Below are 19,436 nucleotides of genomic sequence, written 5' to 3' on the forward strand. Positions count from 1 at the left end.
TCAATGGCCGATAACCAGTACACGTCCACCGTTGCCACTACCGCCGTTGCAGACATGGAAGGTCCCGGGACGCCGGGCACCGCCACCCACGCTCAAGCCCTCGAGGTCCTTCGCGGCCTGGTGGGGCATCCCGATGCGGTGTTCCACGACGGGCAGTTTGAAGCCATTGAGGCATTGGTCGACGCCGGGCGGCGGGCTTTGGTGGTCCAGCGCACCGGCTGGGGCAAGTCTGCGGTGTACTTCGTGGCTTCCCTGCTGCTGCGGCGCCGGGGCGCCGGGCCCACGCTGATCGTCTCGCCCTTGCTCGCCCTCATGCGCGACCAGGTGGCCGCCGCTGCGAGGGCCGGGGTGCGCGCCGTGGCCATCAACTCCGCCAACCAGCTGGAGTGGGACACGGTCCGTGAGCAGTTGGCTGCCGACGAAGTGGACGTCCTCCTGGTTTCCCCGGAACGGCTGACTAATCCCACCTTCCGTGAAAACCAGTTGCCCGAACTCCTCCGTCGGACCGGCCTGCTGGTCATCGACGAAGCCCACTGCATCTCCGACTGGGGCCACGACTTCCGCCCCGACTACCGCCGCATCGCCGACCTCATCACGCGGCTGCCGGATTCCGTGCCGGTCCTGGCCACTACGGCCACGGCCAATTCGCGGGTGGTGCACGATATCGAGGAACAACTCGGGGCAGGGGTCCTGACCATCCGCGGCGCCCTGGGCCGCGATTCGCTCCGGCTCGGCGTCCTGTCACTTCCTGATTCCAAAGCGCGCCTGGGCTGGCTGCTGACGCACCTCGCAGATCTCCCCGGCAGCGGCATCATCTACACCCTGACGGTGTCCGCAGCGGAGGACACCGCCAGGCTGCTGGCCGAGGCCGGGCACCACGTGCTCGCCTACACCGGCCGGACCGATCCGGCCGACCGGGAAAGGGCGGAGCAACTGCTGAAGGACAACGAGGTCAAGGCGCTGGTTGCCACGTCGGCACTGGGTATGGGTTTCGACAAACCGGACCTCGGCTTCGTTGTCCACCTGGGCGCACCGTCGTCACCCGTGGCCTATTACCAGCAGGTGGGACGTGCCGGCCGCGGCGCCGCCAACGCAGACGTCCTGCTGCTGCCCGGCTCCGAGGACCGCGAAATCTGGCAATACTTCGCCACCGCGTCCATGCCGTCCGAGGAGAAGGCCGGGGCCGTCCTGACCGCACTGGCCGAGGCCGGAACGGCCCTGTCAACGGTGGCGCTGGAAGCCAGGGTGGACCTGCGGCGCACCCCGCTTGAGCTGCTGCTGAAGGTGCTTTCCGTGGACGGCGCCGTGGAACGGGTGGGCGGCGGCTGGCGTGCCACCGGGCAACCCTGGACCTACGACGCCGAACGCTACAGCCGGATCGCCGAGGCGCGCGTGGACGAGCAGGACTCCATGGTGATCTACCAGGACACCGCGGGCTGCCGGATGGAGTACATCACCTCGGTCCTGGACGATGACACGGCCCGGCCCTGCGGCCGGTGCGACAACTGCGCAGGCCAATGGTTCCCCGTCGACGTCGCGGCCGAGGCCACGGCGGCCGCCGGCCAGACCCTGAGCAGGGCGGGCGGAGTCCTGGAGCCGCGCCTGCAGTGGCCCAGCGGCATGGACCGCCTGGGGGTTCCGGTGAAGGGCAAGCTCAAGCCCGGGGAAGGCCTTGCGGACGGGCGGGTCCTCGCGCGGCTGACGGACCTGGGCTGGGGCGGGGCCTTGCGGGAGCTGTTCGCCTCCGGCGCGGAGGACCGGGCGGTGGATCCCGGCATGCTCCAGGCCTGCGTGCAGGTGTTGCGCGAATGGGGCACCGGGGATGCCCGGAACCCGGGGTGGAGCGGAGCCGGCAGGCCGGCTGCGATCGTCAGCATCCCTTCCCGGAGCAAACCGCAGCTGGTGGGTTCGCTGGCCCGCGGGATCTCGGATATCGGCCGCATCCCCTACCTTGGCGAGCTGCAGTTGGCGCACGGCGGTCCCACCGGCGGCCGTGGCGGGAACAGTGCGTACCGTCTGGCCGGAGTGTGGGACCGGCTGGTGGTGGGGCCGGAACTTGGGGCCGCGCTGCAGTCCGTCCAGGGCCAGCCGGTCATGCTGATTGACGACCTCGTGGACAGCCGGTGGACCCTCACGGTCGCGGGGCGCGCCCTTGGGCAGGCCGGGGCGGGAGCGGTGCTTCCCCTGGTTTTGGCCCAGGCCGGCTGACGGCAGCGCCGGCGTGCCGCGGCAGCAGGAGGCTGTCCGCGGTGCTGGCCAGCATCAGGACGGCCATGGCCAGGAACGCGGCCCGGAATGGCCCGGCGGCGTCCGGGTGCCCGAGGGAAACCCCATCAAACGTCCGGATCAACAGGGCTGCGACGGCGATTCCCGAGCCCGTCGCAAGCTGCACCAGGGTCGCCGACACCGTGTTGGCGGAGGTGAGTTGGGCCGGCGGGATGTCCGCGTACTGGACGGACGCATATGACGAAAAGCCGATGGAGCGGAACGCCCCGCTGCAGACCAGCAGTGCGAACATCAATGCTTCCGGGGTCTCAGGCGTCAGCAGGGCGCAGGCGGCGAACGTCAGGGCGGACGCCAGCGAGGCAAACACCAGCATCGCCTTGAAGCCAAATTTCCTGATCAACGGCGTGGTGGCCGGCTTGATGCCGATGTTGCCGATGAACACTGCGGCCACGAGTGCTCCGGCATGCAGGGGAGTCCATCCGAATCCGGTCTGGAACATCAGCGGCAACAGGAAGGGGACCGAGCTGATGGTCACCCGGTACACGAAACCGCCGGTAGCCATGGCCCGGAACGTGCGGGCGCGGAAGACTTGCAGGTTGAACAGCGGATGCGGGGTGCGCCGCATCCACAAAACGGCCCCCGTGAGCGCTGCGGCCCCGGCGGCGGCGCTGATCCCGGCCCAGGGCAGTTCGGGGTGGCTGCTGGCAAGTTCCAGGCCGGCCACGAGCGCTCCGACCCCGACAGTGGTCAGTGCCATGCCGGGCCAGTCCAAGCGCCGGCCGGGATCGCCCGGCGCTACCGGGACCAGCCGGAGCGAAGCCAGGAACGCGGCGGCACCGAGCGGAAGGTTGACCAGGAAGATCCAGTGCCAGGACAGGTAGGTGGTGAGCGCTCCGCCCACCAGCGGCGCGAGGACCGGTGCCAGGAGCCCGGGCCACACCAGGAACGCGGTGGCGCGCAGCAACTCGGACTTCGGTGTGCCGCGCAGGACCACCAGGGTGCCCACCGGAACCATCATGGCTCCGCCAGCCCCCTGGGCAATGCGGCTCAAGGTCAGGGTGGTGAGGTCCTGGCTGAGGGCGCAGGCGAGCGACGCCAGGGTGAAGACGGCGATTGCCAGGCAGAAGATCCGGCGGGCACCAAACCGTTCTGCCAGCCAGCCGCTGAGGGGGATGCCGATGGCGACGGTCAGCAGGTACGCGGTCATGGTGATGTTCACGTCCGCGGCGGCGATGGCGAAGTCCGCGGAAATGCTGGGGATGGCGGTGGTGAGGACCGTTCCGTCAAGGAACTCCATGAAGAAGGTCGCCGCCACCAGGAGTGCCAGGCGAGGATTCCATGCCGTCCGGGTGCCCTCGGGCCGGGGTAAGTTGTTGCGTGCCGCCATGGGCCAATCCTGCCACCGCGCCCGCAGGCACCGCTCGCCACGTCCGGCTGCCGGACAGCGTTTTCCGAGCGGGCGGGGCGTAACGTCCGCCGTATCAGAAGCGTGTTCGCGACTCCAACCCCTCAAGGTGCTGATACGCGAACGGGCTTAGGACTGGCCCGGGGCGCCCCCGGTGCCGGGTCCGGAAACGCAAAAGGCCCCGGTCCAGGGACCGGGGCCAAACGCGGAGACGGGGGGATTTGAACCCCCGGTCGAGTTTAACCCCGACCCTTCATTAGCAGTGAAGTCCATTCGGCCGCTCTGGCACGTCTCCAATTGCTATTCCTAGCCCACCAAGGATACGCAGATCCGGCCATGCAGTGCAAAACGGTGCCCGGCCGGGCAAACCCGCCGGCCGCTACGGCGCCACCCCTCGCAGCCGGGCCCGGGATGCCGGTGCAGGGAGGTCCTAGGGGAGGCGTTGCTCGGCGCGGACCATCCGGATTTCCGGCAGGTCCTCCCAGTCCGCCAGGACATCTTCGGCGCCGTCAGGTTCAAAGCCGAAGCGGCGGTAGAAACCTATGGCATTGCTGTTAGCCGCCGCCACCCAGAGGCTCGCCGCCTGGGTGCCCAGCGCAGCGGTCAGCAGTCGGCCGCCAAGGCCGAGGCGCTGGTGCGAGGCCAGCACATACAACCCCCACAGCTCCAGGTCGCCGGAAGCCGGCGGCGGGTGCCCCTCGGGGGAACCCGGGGCGGGCAGCCGCCGCCGTCCGGCGAAACCGACCACCGTTGCGCCGTCGCAGGCCACCCACGCCTCGGCGGGGTCCGGGCGGTCCAGCAGGTGCCGCCACAGGGCAAGCCGGCCTGCGGGATCCACCGAGGCAAGGAAGGCATCAGTCAACATGCCCCGGTACGTTTCCCGCCAGCAGCGGATGTGTACCTGGGCCAGCTGCTCGATGTCCCCGGCCACAGCCCTGCGGACCGCCACCCCGGCCGCCATTCAGCCCGCCAGCGCCTTCCAGAGGAAATGCTGGCTGCGGGCCTGCAGCGCGGCAGCCTGCCGGTTGTCGGAGGCGCCGGCGTGGCCGCCTTCCAGCGCTTCGTGGAACCACACGTTCGGGATCCCCATTGCCAGCATCCGGGCGGCCATCTTCCGGGCCTGGACCGGGCCCACCCGGTCGTCCGAGGTGGCCGTCCAGATGAAGGTTTCCGGGTACTCCACCGCGTCCTTGAGCAGGTGGTACGGCGAAAAGGTCCTGATGTACTCCCACTGCTCGGGAACATCCGGGTCGCCGTATTCGGCGATCCAGGAGTGCCCGGCGGACAGCTTGGTGTAGCGGCGCATGTCCAGCAGCGGCACACCGCAGGAGACCGCCCTGAAAAGTTCCGGATACCGGGTGAGCATGTTCCCCACCAGCAGGCCGCCGTTGGAGCCGCCCACGCAACCGAGCCGCCGCGGAGAGGTCACTCCGCGTGAGATCAGGTCCCGGGCCACCGCTGCGAAGTCCTGGTAGGCCTTGTGCCGGTTTTCCTTCAGTGCGGCACGGTGCCAGGCCGGCCCGTACTCGCCGCCGCCGCGGATGTTCGCCACCACGTACACCCCGCCGCGCGAGTGCGGCGCCTTCCCGTCACTGCCGTCCGACAAAGCCGTCCGCCGCTCCAGCCAGGCCCTGCCGACCGTGCCGCTGTACGCGGGCGTCCGGGAGACCTCAAACCCGCCGTAGCCGGAGAGCTGGGTGGGGTTCTGCCCGTCCAAGGCCAGCCCGCGCGGGGCTACCTGGAAATACGGGACCCGGGTGCCGTCGTCGGACACGGCGAAGTGCTGCTCCACCTCATAGTCGGCGTCAGCGAAGAACGACGGCGAGGCCTTGATGGCGGCGTGCCGGCTCGCCACGCCGGGCGTTCCGTCGGCGGCCCCGTCCGGGGCGCTCCGCTCCAGGGTGCCACGCATGAGGGTGGTGGGGGTGGTGAAGCCCGTGGCGATGAGCCAAAAGTCATCGCCTGCGCCGCCGTTGGCCGGTTCGTCGTCCTCGTCGTCCACGGCGTAGGCGTTCACGTCGTGCAGCGGCGGGCACGCGTCCAGGGGCATGGCCGCCCAGCCGCCGTCGGCCGGCCGGGAGGGATCCAGCACCCGGATCTCGGAGGAAACGTCCCTGAGCAGGTTGAGCAGCAGGAAGTTGCGGGTCCAGCTCCAGGACTGCAGCGAGGTGTGGGCATCGGGCGTGAACAGGACCGTGAGTTGCCGGTTGCCCGCGAGGTAGTCCTCGAACCCGTCCGCTAGCAGGGCCCCGGACGGGTACGTGGTGCCGTCCACGGTCCAGTCCTGCTGCGGACGGAAGAGCAACCATTCGCGGTGGACGCTCACGTTGACGTCCGTGGGCACGTCGATCGGCACCCACTCGTCGCCCCGCAGCACCAGGTTGGTGCGGTTGAAGAAGTCGATGTAGTCCACCGCGAAGGTGCGCTCAAAGCCAGGGGTGGAATCGTGCGCCACGATGGCCATCATGTGGTCCTCGGGCACCTCGAACAGGCGTGGGGCGCCGGCCAGGGAACCGCCGCGCCTGAGGGTCACCGCGGTCCGGGCGTACGAGGACGCCGTCCTGGGCAGGCCGTCCGCGGTGGAGGCAACCAGCAGGGTGTCCGCGTCCAGCCAGGACACGTTGCCTTTGGCGGTCGGGAGGTCGAATCCGCCCTCCGCCGGATCCACGAAGCCGCGTGCTTCGACGTCGAACTCGCGGTACCGGTTCGCGTCGCCGCCGTCGGGGGAGAGGGCCAGCAGGGCCAGCCGGTAGGGCTCGCCCGCGGCCGGACGCAGGAACGTGGCGCCGTGGAACACCCACTCTTCGCCCTCAGCCTTGGCCAGTGCATCGATGTCCAGCAGGACGTCCCACTCCGGGGAATCGGTGCAGTAGCTCTCCCACGTGGTGCGGCGCCAGAGGCCCTTGGGGTTCTGCCGGTCCTTCCAGAAGTTGTAGTACCAGTCGCCGCGCTTGCCCACCATGGCGATCCGGTCGGTGGAATCCAGGACTTCGAGGATGCCCGCTTCCAGATCCGTGTAGTCAGCGCCCTCGAGCAGGTCCTCGGTGCGGGAGTTCTGCTCTTTGACCCAGGCCAGCTGCTCCTCGCCGTAGATGTCCTCCAGCCAGACATTCTCGTCGACTGGTTCGGGAGCGGAGCCCGGGGACGGGGTAGCGGTGGTGTCCCGGCCAGGACCGGGAACGGACGCTTGATCAGCTGCTGTGGTGGTCATGCGCCCCATCCAAACAACATCCCCCGAGGCTGGCAAGTCAAGCGTGCGGGGCGCCGGTTGCCTTGAGCCCGTACGCTGGATGGCGTGGAATTATCGCAGAGCACCCGGGCCGTCATCATCGGCGCCGGCCCCCGGGGCACCAGTGTGCTGGAGCGGCTGCTCGCCCACACGGCCGCGGCGGGGCGCCCCGTGCGGCTGCGAATCGACGTCGTGGACCCGTATCCGGCAGGCCCAGGCCATGTCTGGCAGCCGGACCAGTCCCGGCTGTTCCTGATGAATACCCAGTCGTTCTATCCCACGCTGATTCCCCAGGACCCGTCGCTGCCGGCGCCGGTTGCCGGTACCACATTCGATGAATGGCGGCTGAGGCAGCAGAGGGATCCGCTGCCGTCGCTCACCGATGACGAGCGGGCCGAAATCGCGGTGCTGGGTTCGCGGGACTTCCCCAGCCGTGCCCTGTACGGCCGGTATCTTCGCAGCACCCTGGCGGACGTGCTCGCCAAGGCCCCCGACGGCGTCACCATCGAATTCCACGAAACGTCCGCGCTGTGGGCGCGCCCCGCCGGGGACGGAATGTTCGACGTCGGACTGGCCACCGGAGAGACCATCAGGGCCAACTCCGTGGTGCTCGCCCTGGGGCACATCCCGTCCCGCCTGAACCCGGAACAGCGCGACCTCCAGGATTCGGCCGCGCGGCTGGGTTTGCAATACTTTCCGCCCGCCGCGCCCGCGGATGTGGACTGGTCCCGGATCCCGGCCGGCGAACCTGTCCTGGTCCGCGGCATGGGACTGAACTTCTTTGACACCATGGGACAGCTCACCGAAGGCCGCGGCGGAAAATTCGTCTCCACCGGCAACCGGCTCGAGTACGAACCCTCCGGCCAGGAGCCTTTGATCATCGCGGCCTCCCGGCGCGGCACCCCGTACCGCGCCAAGGCCGCCCTGGACGGCTACTACGCCCCCTCCGTCAGGCTGCGCTACCTCACCGAGGCCGCGATCGGGCGGTTGGCCAAGGCAGGAATCCGGCCCTCCTTCGACCACGACCTGTGGCCCTTGCTGCACCGTGACACCCTGTGGGCCTACTACTCCACGCTGGTGCGCTCGCAGCCGGGAGCGGTCCCGGACGCGCCGGCATTCCTTGCCGCGCTCGAGGAAGCCCTGCAGCCGCATGCGCACAGCGCCGTGAAATGGGAGGACGGCGTGGACAGCGTCCTTGCCGTCCACGTCGGCCCCAGGCACCGCCTGGACCTGCTGGGACTGGCCGCTCCGCTGGCGGGCCGTTCGTTTGGTTCCCGGGCCGAGCACGACGCCGCCGTGGTGGAATTCCTGCTGGACGACGCACGCCGTTCCGCGCTCGGCGAGGACGATCCGGTCAAGATGGCCATCGGCGCCCTGCACCATGGACGCGCCGTCCTCAAAACGGCAGTGGCCGACGGCGGCATCACCGACGAATCCTGGGTGGCCGGACTGCGCGGCTGGTTCGAGTCCTTCGTGGAAGGCCTGGCCAGCGGGCCGCCGGCATTGCGATCCGAACAGCTCGCCGCGCTGGCCCGGGCCGGGGTGGTTAGCTTCGTTGGGCCGGACCCCAAATTCGGCGTGGACCGGAAGGCGGCCCGGTTTGCCGCTTCCTCACCGTGGGTTTCCGGGCCGCCCGCGACGGCGCGGACCATGGTGGAAGCGCTGGCCCCCGGCAACCGGGTGTCAGCCAACGAGTCCCCGGTCTTGGAACAGCTGCTGGCGGACGGGCTGGTGCGCTCCAAACTGATGATGACTGCCGAAGGCGCCCCGGTGGAGTCCACCGGACTGGACGTGGAGCCCCACCCGTACCGGCCGGTGGGGGCCAACGGGTCGGTGACGGAGGGCTTGTTCGTCCTGGGATTGCAGCTGTCGTCGGCACAATGGGGCACCGCCATCGCCGCCGAAGCTTTCCAGGAGGGCGGCCCCGCCTACCGCAGCGGCCAGCGCACCCTCCGCGATGCGGACGAAATCGCGGCGGCCATCCTCAACAGGGGATAACCCGGCCAGGGCTTGAACACCGATGCGCCATCACTTCCGGCCCCCAAACCGTAGGAAGGGAACCGGAAGTGATGGCGCATCCTGGTGTCAGCCGCGCAGGCAGGCCCGGTACGCGGCCATGGCCTGTCCGTAGTTTGCCTGGCCCTTGAGGTCGGCGGGCCGGGTGGGCTTGACCGGCGGGACGCAGACCGGTTGCGACGGAGTGTCCGCCGCAACCAGGACCGCAGTCCTGACCACCGTGCCGGATTCGACGGCGGTGAGCACCAGGGTGCCCGTCCCCGCTGCAGCGCCGGCCGGCACGGCAAGGTTCACGGCGGCGGCGCCGGCGGCGACCGGGACCTTACCCAGCTGGGTCACCGTGCCGGCGGAGTCCGTGAACGAGGCCGCCAGTGCCGTGTTCACCGGGCTGCCCAGCGACGTCAGGTCAAGCCTGGACACCGTCAGCGTGAGCGGTCCGCCGGGCTTGACCTCAGCGGCAGTGGTGTTGGTGACAGCCACTGAACGCCGGGCGAAGTCCGGGGACACCGGGCTGCTCTTCTGGAGGTACCCGATCCAGGCATCCCGGTCCACCAGCCCGGAATCGCGGGTGTTGGTGCCCGCGGTGAAGATCCGGAAGTTGTCGCCACCGGTGGCCAGGAAGCTGAAGGTTCCCACCCGGTAGGACTTGGCCTGGTCCAGCAGGTCGCCGTTCACCCGCACGGACGTGATCCGGTCACCGGCCGGGCGGGCGGCATCGTAGGTGTAGTTGACGTTCTTTGACAGGCCCAGCTGCAGGTAGGCCCGGCTGGGAACCGTGCCATCCGGGTTGGTCTGCCACTGCTGTTCGAGCAGCGTCTTGAACTGCGCACCGGTCAAAGACGTGGTCCACAGGTTGTTCACGAACGGCAGGACCGCGTTGGCCTCGGCGTAGGTGATGGTGCCGTCCGGTGCGTAGTACAGCTCGTTGCGCAGGCCGCCGGAATTGACGACGCCGATCTCCGCGCCGCCAAGCTCGGCCGGCTGCAGGGAAGAGAGCAGGGAATCGGCCACCAGGTTGCCCAGGGTGGATTCGCTGCCGCGGTCATCGCGCTTGGCAGCACCGGTGGCGTCGGTGGTGAACGCCGTGGTGATGTCCTTGGTGACCGAGCCGATGGGCTGGTTGCCCACCACGGAGGCGTCCGCGAGGGCCTTCTTCACGATCGCGTCCACGGCGGCCACGCGCGGGTAGGCGGCCACCAGGCCTGCTGCGGCGTCGGTGGTGCGCTTGACGTTGCCGGCCTTGTACCCGGTCACCTGCTTGGTGGCCGTGTCCACGGTCAGCTGGATCTGCCCCACGTTCTCACCGTAGTTGCCGGTCTGCACGATGGGCCGGGTCTTGCCCGCGGTGCCCGGCACCGGGGCGTCCCAGGCGTACTCCTTGTGGGTGTGGCCCGTAAAGATCGCATCCACTTCGGGGGAGGTTTCGGTGACCAGCTTGGCGAAGGGACCCCCGGCTGCGACTTCCTGCTCCAGGGTGGCGCCCTCCACCACCCCGGAACCGGCGCCGTCGTGGTCTTCAACGATGATCACGTCCGCCAGCTTCTCCGCCGTGATCCTGGCGGCCACCCGGTTGATGGCGTCCACCGGGTCGCCGAAGTCGAGGTCGGCGATGCCGGCGGGAGTCACCAGGGAGGGGACTTCCTGGGTGACGGTGCCGATCACGGCAACCTTGATGCCGTTCAGGTCCAGCACCGTGTACTCCGGCAGGACCGGTTCGGTGGTGCCCTTCTTGTAGACGTTCGCGCCCAGGTAGGGGAACTTCGCGTTGGTGCCGCCGGCGATGACGCGGTCGCGCAGGTCCGCCCAGCCGCCGTCGAACTCGTGGTTGCCCACGGCGGACGCTTTCAGCTCCAAGGCGTTCAAGACGTCGATGGTGGGCTGGTCCTTGGCGACCGCGGACGCGAACAGCGAGGCGCCGATGTTGTCCCCGGCCGACAGGAATGCCGTGGCACCCGGAGCGGCTGCGGCGCGGAGCTTCTCGATGGTCCCGGCGACCTGCACGGTGTTGGAATCGATCCTGCCGTGGAAGTCGTTGATGTTCAGGAGGTTCAGGTCAACGGTGGCTGGAGCTGCCGGGAGGTCCAGGCCCACCACCACGGGGTCGTGGTCGCTGGCGCGGAACTGGTTTGGTGCGTAGTAGTCGGTGACGTTGTTGTTGTAGCGGCTGTACTCCAGCGCCACGGATTCCACCGAGTTGATGTTCCAGATGTCCGCACCGGTGACCACCGCGTTGGCCGCCGGGGAGGCGAGGATGTGGTCCAGGGAGCCCACCAGGCCGCCGAAGAGGTACGAGTGCTTGGCCGTGCCGTCGGCATTCCTGGCCTTGTCGTCCTGGTTGACATACCCTGCGCCGGTGAGGACGTTGATCGGGTCTTCCTTGCCGTACGAGTTGAAGTCGCCGATCAGGAACACCTTGTCGGTGGCCTTGGACTTCTGCAGCTCGTCGGAGAAAGCCAGCAGGGACTGAGCCTGGGCGGTGCGGGCGAGGTTTGAATTGCCCTGGCCCTTGTCGGTGTCGTCCGGAGTGGCAGCCGAGCCCTTGGATTTGAAGTGGTTGGCGATCGCGATGAACTTCTTGTCATCAGGCGCGCCCACGGGCTTGAAGACCTGGGCCAGCGGCTTGCGGGCGCTGGCGAAGGCGACCGTGTCGTTGTGGATGACGGATTCGCCCACCGGCTCGGCGGCGGCCTTCTTGAAGATGAACGCGGTGCGGATCATGTCCTCGTCGGCCAGCGGGGGTGCGTTCGCGGGGGTGCGGACGTAGTCCCAGATGCCCGGGGTGGGGATGTTAAGGGCCTCCACGAGCTTGGCCAGGGCGTCGTCCCGGTTCTTGCCGAACTGGGCGGAGTTCTCCACCTCCATCAGGGTGACGACGTCGGCGCCGGACTTGGAGATGGCGGCCACGATCTTGTCCTGCTGGCGTTTGAAGTTCTCGGCGTTGGCGGCGCCGCGGACGTTGCAGCCGCCGCTGACGGTGATGGGGTTGCCTGCGCGGTCGGTGTAGAACTTGCAGCCGGCGATCTGGTCACCGGTGGTGGGGAAGTAGTTCAGCACGTTGAAGGAGGCGAGCTTCAGGTTGCCGCCCACGGCCGCGGGGGCCTCGGTGCGGGTGGCGCCGAAGCGGGCCGGCTGGACGGTGGCCTTGTTGGCCTCCGTCAGGTGGGTCAGCGGCTGGAACTTCCAGGAGTTGTTGGCGTAGCCCAGCACCACGTTGGTGGTGAAGCTGACGGGTGAGCCCACCCGGACCGGATCGGCGGTGGTGAGGTAGGGCAGCACTTCGGCCTTGGTGGTGGCGTCCTTGAGGAAGTTGGTGCTGGACCCGTCGTCGAGCTTGATGCCGCGGGCGGCGTTGTCAGCCACCACGGCGGCGTACTCTCCCGAGCCGTAGGATGCCACGGCGGTGGGCTGTTCCAGCGCGGTGGTGCCGCCGGCCAGGCCGATCTCGCCGTACTGGTTCAGGCTGTAGTTGTCACTGACGGTCATGGGGCCCTGGGGTGCCAGCAGCATGCCTTCCAGCGACTCGCGGAAGGCCTCGCCGGCCGGAAGCGTGAAGACCGTGGGCTTGACCTCGGGTGCGGCCTCGGACAGTTTGGTGAGGCCGGCAGCCGCCGTGACATTCAGCTGGGTCATTCCGTAGTACTCGGCAACCGTGCCCGTGACCTGGACATAGTCTCCGGCCTGGACCGATCCCACCGTGGCGGGCGAGTAGACGAAGATGCCGTCGGAGGCGGAGTGGTTGGTGGCGCTCAGATCGCCGCCCGTACCGGGGGTCTGGATGTAGTAGCCGTTCAGTCCGCCCGTGGGAAAGGCCGCGGTGACCTTGCCCTTGGTGGTGACGGCGGCTCCGGCCAGCGGGCTTTCGACGCCGGTGCCCTGGATTTCGGCGATGGTTTTGTCGACCGGGTCCGGGACCGGTGTGGGGTCCGGTGCGGTACCGCCGGAGGACGTGGGGGTGATGGCGGCGCTGAGCGTGAAGTCAGCGGCATTGCTGTTGCTGTCCGCGCCTTCGGTCCGGTTCAGGCTCTTCACGTCGGTGTTGGAAGCGGGTGCCGCGGCGGCCTTGGTCTCAAACGTGTTGGAGCTGCCGTAGCCCAGGAGGTCGGCCACGCCTGCGGGCTCCACCGCGGACCCGGTGGGAAGTCCGACGGCGGTGGGCTGCTTGGCGAGCACAATGGTGCCTCCGCTGCCGCCGAAGTTGAGCGCCCCGGCCACGAGGTCCGGTGCGGGCAGGTCTGCACCATTGGCGCCGTTGCTCCCGCCCTGCACCAGGTAGTAGCCCTTGGCGGGAATGGACCCCGACAATGCGGCGACTGCGCTGGGAGCGGCCGTTCCGGTGGCGGAGCGGTACTGTACCGACCAGCCGTCCAGGGAGACGGGCGCGTTGGAGCTGTTGTACAGTTCCACGAATTTGTTCTTGTACGCGGCGCCGCTGCTGCCGCCGCTCAGGTAGGCCTCGTTGATGACAACGGGGGATGTGCCGGCCGCGGCTGAGACCTCCGCGGCCGCCGGAACAGCAGCCAGCGGGGCTGCGATGAGCCCCGCTGACAATGCTGCGCCGAGCGCTAACTTCCAGGGTGTTTGATGCATCCGCTCTTACTTTCATTGAGGAGTACCGGGTGGGTGGTCCGGTGGGTGCGTCCATGCTTCATGGATTGGACTGGGCAGGAATGTGCCTGGCCTGTTGGTTGTCCAGGCACATGACAACAGCACTGAATGAACGCAAGGTTGCTGGCGCGTGCATTCGGTGGGGCGTTCCCCAGCGGAGCGCCCCACCGTCCGGCCCGGGCTTTTCCCCAAGCCCGTTCCGGAGATGCTGGTGGCGGGAGTGATGCTCGCCGGCAACCCGGGGGTGTGCCGGCAGTCACAAACGATACCCGCCAGTAGCATTGCGTCCAGGTGTTTGCGGCGGCTTTATTCAAAGAATTTACGTACCGGCAACACGGCCGGGCATGGGGACTTAAAGCAAAAAACCCCTGGCGGCCGGTGCCGGCTGCCAGGGGTTCCCTTGCGGAAGGTAAGAGATTCGAACTCTTGGTACGGGGTTACCGCACACTGGTTTTCAAGACCAGCTCCTTCGGCCGCTCGGACAACCTTCCTCAGCTAGTAGTGTTTCATAGGCACTTGCCTGCAACAAAACAGGCCGCGGGCAGGAGTCCGGTGCACACTGGTTGCAGCCAGGATTTGAATCAGGAACGGGAGAGGTCCATGAAAGCCGTCTACATCTCAGAACCGGGCGGCCCGGAAGTGCTGGAAGTCCGCGACGTGGATGCGCCGGTACCCGGCCAGGGCGAAGTGCTGATCGATGTGGTGGCTGCCGGCTTGAACCGGGCGGACGTGCAGCAGCGCCGCGGCTTCTACGCGCCGCCTCCCGGTGCCTCCGAAATCCCCGGGCTGGAAGTATCGGGCCGGATCTCAGGTTTCGGCCCCGGCGTCAGCAAGCCGTTCTCGGTGGGGGACAAGGTGGTGGCGCTGCTGGCCGGCGGCGGTTACGCCCAGCAGGTGGCGGTCCCGGCCGAACAGGTGCTGCGCGTGCCCGACGGGGTTGACCTGGTCACTGCGGCCTCGCTGCCCGAGGTGGCGGCGACGGTATATTCCAACCTGATCATGACAGCGCAGTTGCAGCCGGGTGAGACGGTCCTGATCCACGGTGCCACGGGCGGAATCGGCACCATGGCCATCCAGTTGGCCAAGGCGTTTGGCGCCAAGGTTGCCGCTACGGCAGGCACGGACGAGAAGGTGGGCACCGCCAAGGCGTTCCTCGGTGCGGACATCGCCATCAACTACAAGGAAGAGGACTTCCCCGAGAGCCTGCGCCGCCAAAATGAGGGCAAGGGTGCCGATGTCATCCTGGACGTCGTGGGGGCCAAGTACCTTTCCCGGAATGTGGATGCCCTGGCCGACTACGGCCGGCTGGTGGTGATCGGCCTGCAGGGCGGCACCAAGGGGGAGCTGGACCTGGGGCTGCTGTTGAAGAAGCGTGCGGCCGTGGTGGCCACGGCGTTGCGGCCCCGGCCCGTGGCGGAGAAGGGGGCCATCATGAGTGCCGTCCGGGACGCCGTGTGGCCGCTGATCGTGGATGGCAGGATCCGCCCGCTCGTTGCCAAGACCTTTCCGCTGGACCAGGTCAGCGCGGCCCACAGCTATTTCGACAGTGGGGACCATGTGGGCAAGGTCCTTCTGGTCATGTAGGGAGCTAGATACTCAGTATTGCCAGGAACGTGCTCTGCCCGTTAGTGTGGTCCATACGCGGTATGCACGAGTCTTGGGGGCTCGTGCATACCGGTAGATGCCAGCCCGGGGGAGCACAATGTCCATACGCCACAGCCTCCTCGCCCTGCTGCAGGACCAGCCGCGCTACGGCTACCAGCTGCGGGTCGAGTTCGAGAACCGCACAGGGGCCACCTGGCCCTTGAACATCGGGCAGGTGTACACCACGCTGGACCGGCTGGAACGTGATGCGCTGGTGGCCAAAGACGGCGACGACGGCGAGGGCCACGTCGTCTACAGCATCACCCCGGCCGGCCAGGCCGAGGTCCGCAGCTGGTTCGCCGCGCCCGTCGAACGCAGCAACCCGCCCCGCAACGAGCTCGCCATCAAGCTCGCGCTCGCCGTGACGCTGCCCGGCGTGGACGTCCAGGCCATCATCCAGGCCCAGCGCGTGGCATCCATCAGGGCCTTGCAGGATTACACCAAGGCCCGCCGCGACACCGCGGCGAACCAGCGCGCGGCGGACACCGCCTGGCTGCTGGTACTTGACTCGCTGATCTTCCAAACCGAAGCGGAGGTCCGCTGGCTGGACCTCTGCGAGGCCAGGATGGTCCAGCAGGCACAGTCCGCCGCGGCGGCCACTGCCCGGAAGGCATCCAACGGGGCCACGGAAGATTCCCCGCTGAACGCGGACGCCCGCCGGTGAGCGTCCAGGGGCCGCAGCAGGTCCTCGAGCTCGCCAAAGTCGGCAGGACCTTCGGTGCGGGCGCGACGGCGGTCGCCGCGCTTCGCGATGTGGACCTCACCATCGGCGCGGGGGAGTTCGTGGCCGTCATGGGCCCCTCGGGCTCCGGCAAGTCCTCCCTGCTGGCCCTGGCCGGCGGCCTGGACCGCCCGACGTCGGGCGCTGTCTTCGTGGAGTCCACGCCCCTGGCGGGGCTGGGCCTGAACGAGCTGGCCCGGCTGCGCCGCCGCGCAGTGGGGTACGTGTTCCAGGATTTCAACCTGGTTCCCACGCTGACGGCCGAGGAGAACGTGGCACTGCCCCTGGAACTGGACGGGACATCGGCCAGGAAGGCGCGCCGGCAGGCAGCCGACGCGCTCCGGCAGGTGGGGATACCAGAGCTCGCTTCCCGGTACATGGACCAGATGTCCGGCGGCCAGCAGCAGCGCGTAGCCATTGCCCGGGCCATCGTGGGCCAACGGCGGCTGATCCTGGCCGATGAACCCACCGGGGCCCTGGACTCCACCACCGGCCAGGGGGTCATGGAGGTCCTGCGGTCCCGAGCCGACGCCGGCGCCGCCGTCATGCTTGTCACCCATGAAGCGCGGCATGCCGCCTGGGCTGACAGGGTGGTCTTCCTCAGAGATGGCCGGATCATCGACCAGGCCACCGCCATGCACGACCCCACCATGCTCCTGACCCAGGCCGGACTCTGATGCCGTTAGACGTGGCTCCGGCGCCCCATGGCCGCCGGAGCAGCCTTCGGGTTGCCTTGCGGCTGGCGCGCCGCGACATTGCCCGCCACAGGGGGCGGTCCCTGCTGATCATCCTGCTGATCATGGTGCCGGTGGCCGGTATGACCGGTGCAGCCACCCTCTACCAGAGCGCCCAGCGGACGCCCGCGGAAATCGTTGACTACGAACTTGGCCGAACGCAGGCCCGGTTCAGCGCCCTGCCGGTTCCGGGCGCCGATTCGCTCCAGGACCCGCTCAACGATGCCATGGTGGCCTCCAGCACCGGCCGCTACGACCCGGACTTCAAGCCGGCCGACCCCCGCGATGTCCTGCCGGCCGGCTACCAGATCCTGCCACAGCGCCAGCTGCAGCTGACCACCGGGGTTGGGGAAGCCCTGGTAGCACTGCAGGGCAGGGAAGTGGACGCACTCAATCCGGCCTTTGCCGGCAAGTTCACGCTCCTGGACGGACGGCCCCCGCACGGCGCGGCGGAGGTCCTCGCCTCACCCGGGCTCATGGCCCGCTTCCACCTCGCCTTCGGCCAGGAAATCACGACGTCGGCAGGAACCTTCGTGCCCGTCGGCACTATTCGCGATGCCGGGGCCTCGGACGGCAACAGCTTCCTGTACCTGCAGTCCCGCCAGGTGCCCTCAAATCTTGCCGCCGGACCGCGGACCCATCTGTCGGTGTCGTACTACCTGGTAGGGCCCGAACCAGTGACCTGGGACTACATCAAGGACGCCAACAGCAAAGGCGTGGCCGTGCTGTCCCGCAGCGTGGTCCTGGACCCGCCGCCCCTCGAACAGCGCGTCGTCCCCGGTTCGCAGCCCCACAACGACTCCTCGGCACTGATGGCCGTCTACGCCACCTTCGGCCTGGTGGGCGCGCTCGCACTCCTGGAAGTTGGCCTGCTGGCCGGCGCCGCGTTCGCCGTGGGAGCCAAGCAGCAGGTGCGGGAGTTGGCACTCCTGGCATCATCCGGGGCGGAAAGCCCCACCATCCGCGCGGTAGTCACCGCAGGCGGACTGTGGCTTGGCGGCATCGCTGTTGCCGCGGGGGCCGCGGTGGGGCTGGGAGCCGCTGCCGTCGTCGTCCATCTGGTCCGACTGGCCGGATCCGTCCGGCTGGCGGGCGTGCACCCGGACGTCCCCATGACCCTGGCCGCCGCGGCCATGGGCCTGGTGGCCTGCGTTATTGCAGCCCTGGTGCCGGCCCGGCAGGTGTCACGCCAGGCGGTATTTGGCGCGTTGAAATCGGGGCGGGCACCGGCTCCGACGGCGCGGCGGTCCACTGTTGCAGGTGCCGTGGCCCTGGTGGCTGCGGCGGTCGTCCTGCTGGCCGGCTGGGTCCTGGGCACGTCCACCTCAGATCCCGACCAGCGGGCCGCGGAGCTGCCCCTGGTGGTCACGATCCTGATCCTCGGTGCCGTGCTTGGCGTTGCCGGCCTGGTCATGGTCACCGGCTGGCTGGTCCTCCGCCTCACCTCCCGCACGCAGTGGATGACCCTGTCCCTCCGGATGGCGGCACGGGACTCGGCCAGGAACCGGGGACGGAGCGTTCCCGCCGTCGCCGCAGTACTTGCAGCAGCGGCGCTGGCCAGCGCCGCCATGGTGCTCTCGGCCAGCCAACAAGCCGGGATGCGGCAATCGCACTGGTGGGGAGGCCTGGAGAACCAGGCGTCGCTTCCCCTGGTGGTGGATCCGCCGACGGGTGCCGGCGGCAGCAGGCAACCGCCTGTGCACGTGGACGCGTCCGCACTTTCCGCTGCCGTGGCCGGGGCTTTGGGCACGGTGGAATGGAGCCACCCCATCACCGCCCCGGAAAGCACCCGCACCTGCATGGACGGCCAGGCCGGCCCCGGGCTGCCGGCCCGGACGTCCTCGTCCAACTGCCTGCAGTATTCGCTGGCCCTGCCAGAGGCCAACGCGTGTCCGCGAACGCCGCAGGGGCGGCTGGCGGATCCGGGTGATTGGCGGTGCCGCGGCTCGATGGCCCTTCGGTCGTCCTACGACGGGACGGTGCTGGTGGGCGGCGAAAAGGATATTCGCGCCGTGCTCGGCCGGGACGCCACTCCGGAGGCCCTGGCCGTGCTGAACGCCGGCGGGATGGTGGTGACCAACCCGGTTTTCGTCAGCGGCGGACACGTGCTGCTCCAGGCACAGGACGTGCGGACCCATGAGGCGGCGGTGCAAGGGCCCGGTACGGTCCCGTCCACGGTCAGCAGCACGCCGCTCCCGGCGGCAGTGCTCGAGCCGGTGGTTCCCGTCCCCTATTACGGCATCGTGTCACCCGCCACGGCGCAGCGGCTCGAGTTGCACCCGGAACCAGCGGCCCTGCTGGTCCAGTTGGCCGGCGCCCCGTCGGAGGCGGAAACGGATGCGGCGTCCGCCGCGGCGGCATCGGTCTACGGGCTGCCGGGCATGACCTTCCGGGCTGAACCGGGCATCTCCCAGGGCAGCCAGTGGACCACCTGGGTCATTGTCGCCGTCAGTGCGCTCATCACCTTCAGCGCTGCGGGGATCACCACCGGCCTCTCAATGGCGGACGCCCGCGCAGACCATGCCACGCTGGCCGGGGTGGGCGCCGCGCCCCGGTTGCGGAAGGCGCTGGCCGGGTCCCAAGCACTGTTCACCAGCGGCGTCGGGGCGGTGCTGGGAACACTGGCTGGAACCGTGCCCGCCGTCCTCCTGGCGCTCTCCACGGACCTGCGGACCGCCGTCGAAGTCCCGTGGCTGCACCTGTCCGTCCTCATGGCGGCGGTGCCGTTGACGGGGGCGGCGCTCGCGTGGGCCCTCACCCGTGCCAGGCTGCCCATGTCCCGGCGCAGCGTGGGTTAGGAACCGGAGCCGGCAGCCGCCCACCCCGTTTCCGGCACATGTTTCCCGCTCGTTCGTC

Annotated in this window: 10 protein-coding genes and 2 tRNA genes; 6 read left to right on the top strand and 6 right to left on the bottom strand. The window is 68.9% G+C overall.

Annotation, left to right across the window (positions count from 1 at the left end):
* Positions 1 to 54 precede the first annotated feature (54 nt).
* On the top strand, positions 55 to 2,208 hold the full coding sequence (locus DFO47_RS19475) for a RecQ family ATP-dependent DNA helicase (RefSeq protein ID WP_208294439.1): 2,154 nt from the start codon (positions 55 to 57) through the stop codon (positions 2,206 to 2,208).
* Here DFO47_RS19475 and DFO47_RS19480 read toward each other — a convergent pair.
* The 4 genes from DFO47_RS19480 to DFO47_RS19495 form a co-directional block, all read right to left on the bottom strand.
* Positions 2,132 to 3,613 carry an MFS transporter gene (locus DFO47_RS19480; protein WP_133832693.1) on the bottom strand — a complete coding sequence of 494 codons (1,482 nt, stop codon included), beginning with the start codon at positions 3,611 to 3,613 and terminating at the stop codon, positions 2,132 to 2,134. The genes DFO47_RS19475 and DFO47_RS19480 overlap by 77 nt on opposite strands.
* Positions 3,614 to 3,837: 224 nt before the next feature.
* Positions 3,838 to 3,926 (bottom strand) — tRNA-Ser (locus DFO47_RS19485).
* A gap of 135 nt (positions 3,927 to 4,061) precedes the next feature.
* Positions 4,062 to 4,592: a GNAT family N-acetyltransferase gene (locus DFO47_RS19490; protein WP_133832694.1), complete on the bottom strand. Its 531-nt coding sequence runs from the start codon at positions 4,590 to 4,592 to the stop codon at positions 4,062 to 4,064.
* Entirely contained in the window at positions 4,593 to 6,842 is a 2,250-nt protein-coding gene (locus tag DFO47_RS19495; protein WP_133832695.1) for a prolyl oligopeptidase family serine peptidase, read from the bottom strand.
* An 84-nt stretch (positions 6,843 to 6,926) separates the two neighbouring features.
* On the opposite strand from DFO47_RS19495, the gene DFO47_RS19500 reads away from it, so the two are divergent.
* Positions 6,927 to 8,858: an FAD/NAD(P)-binding protein gene (locus tag DFO47_RS19500; protein ID WP_133832696.1), complete on the top strand. Its 1,932-nt coding sequence runs from the start codon at positions 6,927 to 6,929 to the stop codon at positions 8,856 to 8,858.
* An 87-nt stretch (positions 8,859 to 8,945) separates the two neighbouring features.
* On the opposite strand, the gene DFO47_RS19505 is transcribed toward DFO47_RS19500, so the two are convergent.
* Positions 8,946 to 13,463 (bottom strand): ExeM/NucH family extracellular endonuclease, encoded by a 4,518-nt coding sequence (locus DFO47_RS19505; RefSeq protein ID WP_133832697.1) that lies wholly within the window; start codon positions 13,461 to 13,463, stop codon positions 8,946 to 8,948.
* Positions 13,464 to 13,884: 421 nt separating this feature from the next.
* A tRNA-Ser gene (locus tag DFO47_RS19510) sits at positions 13,885 to 13,972 on the bottom strand.
* 109 nt (positions 13,973 to 14,081) lie between these two features.
* Here DFO47_RS19510 and DFO47_RS19515 point away from each other — a divergent pair.
* From DFO47_RS19515 to DFO47_RS19530, 4 genes are all read left to right on the top strand, one after another.
* Positions 14,082 to 15,065: an NAD(P)H-quinone oxidoreductase gene (locus tag DFO47_RS19515; RefSeq protein ID WP_133832698.1), complete on the top strand. Its 984-nt coding sequence runs from the start codon at positions 14,082 to 14,084 to the stop codon at positions 15,063 to 15,065.
* Positions 15,066 to 15,183: 118 nt separating this feature from the next.
* Complete coding sequence (locus DFO47_RS19520) at positions 15,184 to 15,789, top strand: PadR family transcriptional regulator (protein ID WP_018762375.1); 606 nt, start codon at positions 15,184 to 15,186, stop codon at positions 15,787 to 15,789.
* A complete protein-coding gene (locus DFO47_RS19525; protein ID WP_018762374.1) occupies positions 15,786 to 16,523 on the top strand; it encodes an ABC transporter ATP-binding protein in 738 nt (245 codons plus the stop codon). The genes DFO47_RS19520 and DFO47_RS19525 overlap by 4 nt, the downstream gene beginning before the upstream one ends.
* Positions 16,523 to 19,378, top strand: a complete 2,856-nt coding sequence (locus tag DFO47_RS19530) for an FtsX-like permease family protein (protein ID WP_133832699.1) — start codon at positions 16,523 to 16,525, stop codon at positions 19,376 to 19,378. Before DFO47_RS19525 ends, DFO47_RS19530 begins: the two co-directional genes overlap by 1 nt.
* Positions 19,379 to 19,436: the final 58 nt, after the last annotated feature.

The organism is Arthrobacter sp. AG258, assembly GCF_004364695.1.
Classification (GTDB): Bacteria; Actinomycetota; Actinomycetes; order Actinomycetales; family Micrococcaceae; genus Arthrobacter.

Coding starts and splice junctions, on each gene's coding strand:
- DFO47_RS19475 (WP_208294439.1), top strand. CDS start 55: ATGGAAGGTCCCGGGACGCCGGGCACCGCCACCCACGCTCAAGCCCTC.
- DFO47_RS19480 (WP_133832693.1), bottom strand. CDS start 3,613: ATGGCGGCACGCAACAACTTACCCCGGCCCGAGGGCACCCGGACGGCA.
- DFO47_RS19490 (WP_133832694.1), bottom strand. CDS start 4,592: ATGGCGGCCGGGGTGGCGGTCCGCAGGGCTGTGGCCGGGGACATCGAG.
- DFO47_RS19495 (WP_133832695.1), bottom strand. CDS start 6,842: ATGACCACCACAGCAGCTGATCAAGCGTCCGTTCCCGGTCCTGGCCGG.
- DFO47_RS19505 (WP_133832697.1), bottom strand. CDS start 13,463: ATGCATCAAACACCCTGGAAGTTAGCGCTCGGCGCAGCATTGTCAGCG.
- DFO47_RS19515 (WP_133832698.1), top strand. CDS start 14,082: ATGAAAGCCGTCTACATCTCAGAACCGGGCGGCCCGGAAGTGCTGGAA.
- DFO47_RS19520 (WP_018762375.1), top strand. CDS start 15,184: ATGTCCATACGCCACAGCCTCCTCGCCCTGCTGCAGGACCAGCCGCGC.
- DFO47_RS19530 (WP_133832699.1), top strand. CDS start 16,523: ATGCCGTTAGACGTGGCTCCGGCGCCCCATGGCCGCCGGAGCAGCCTT.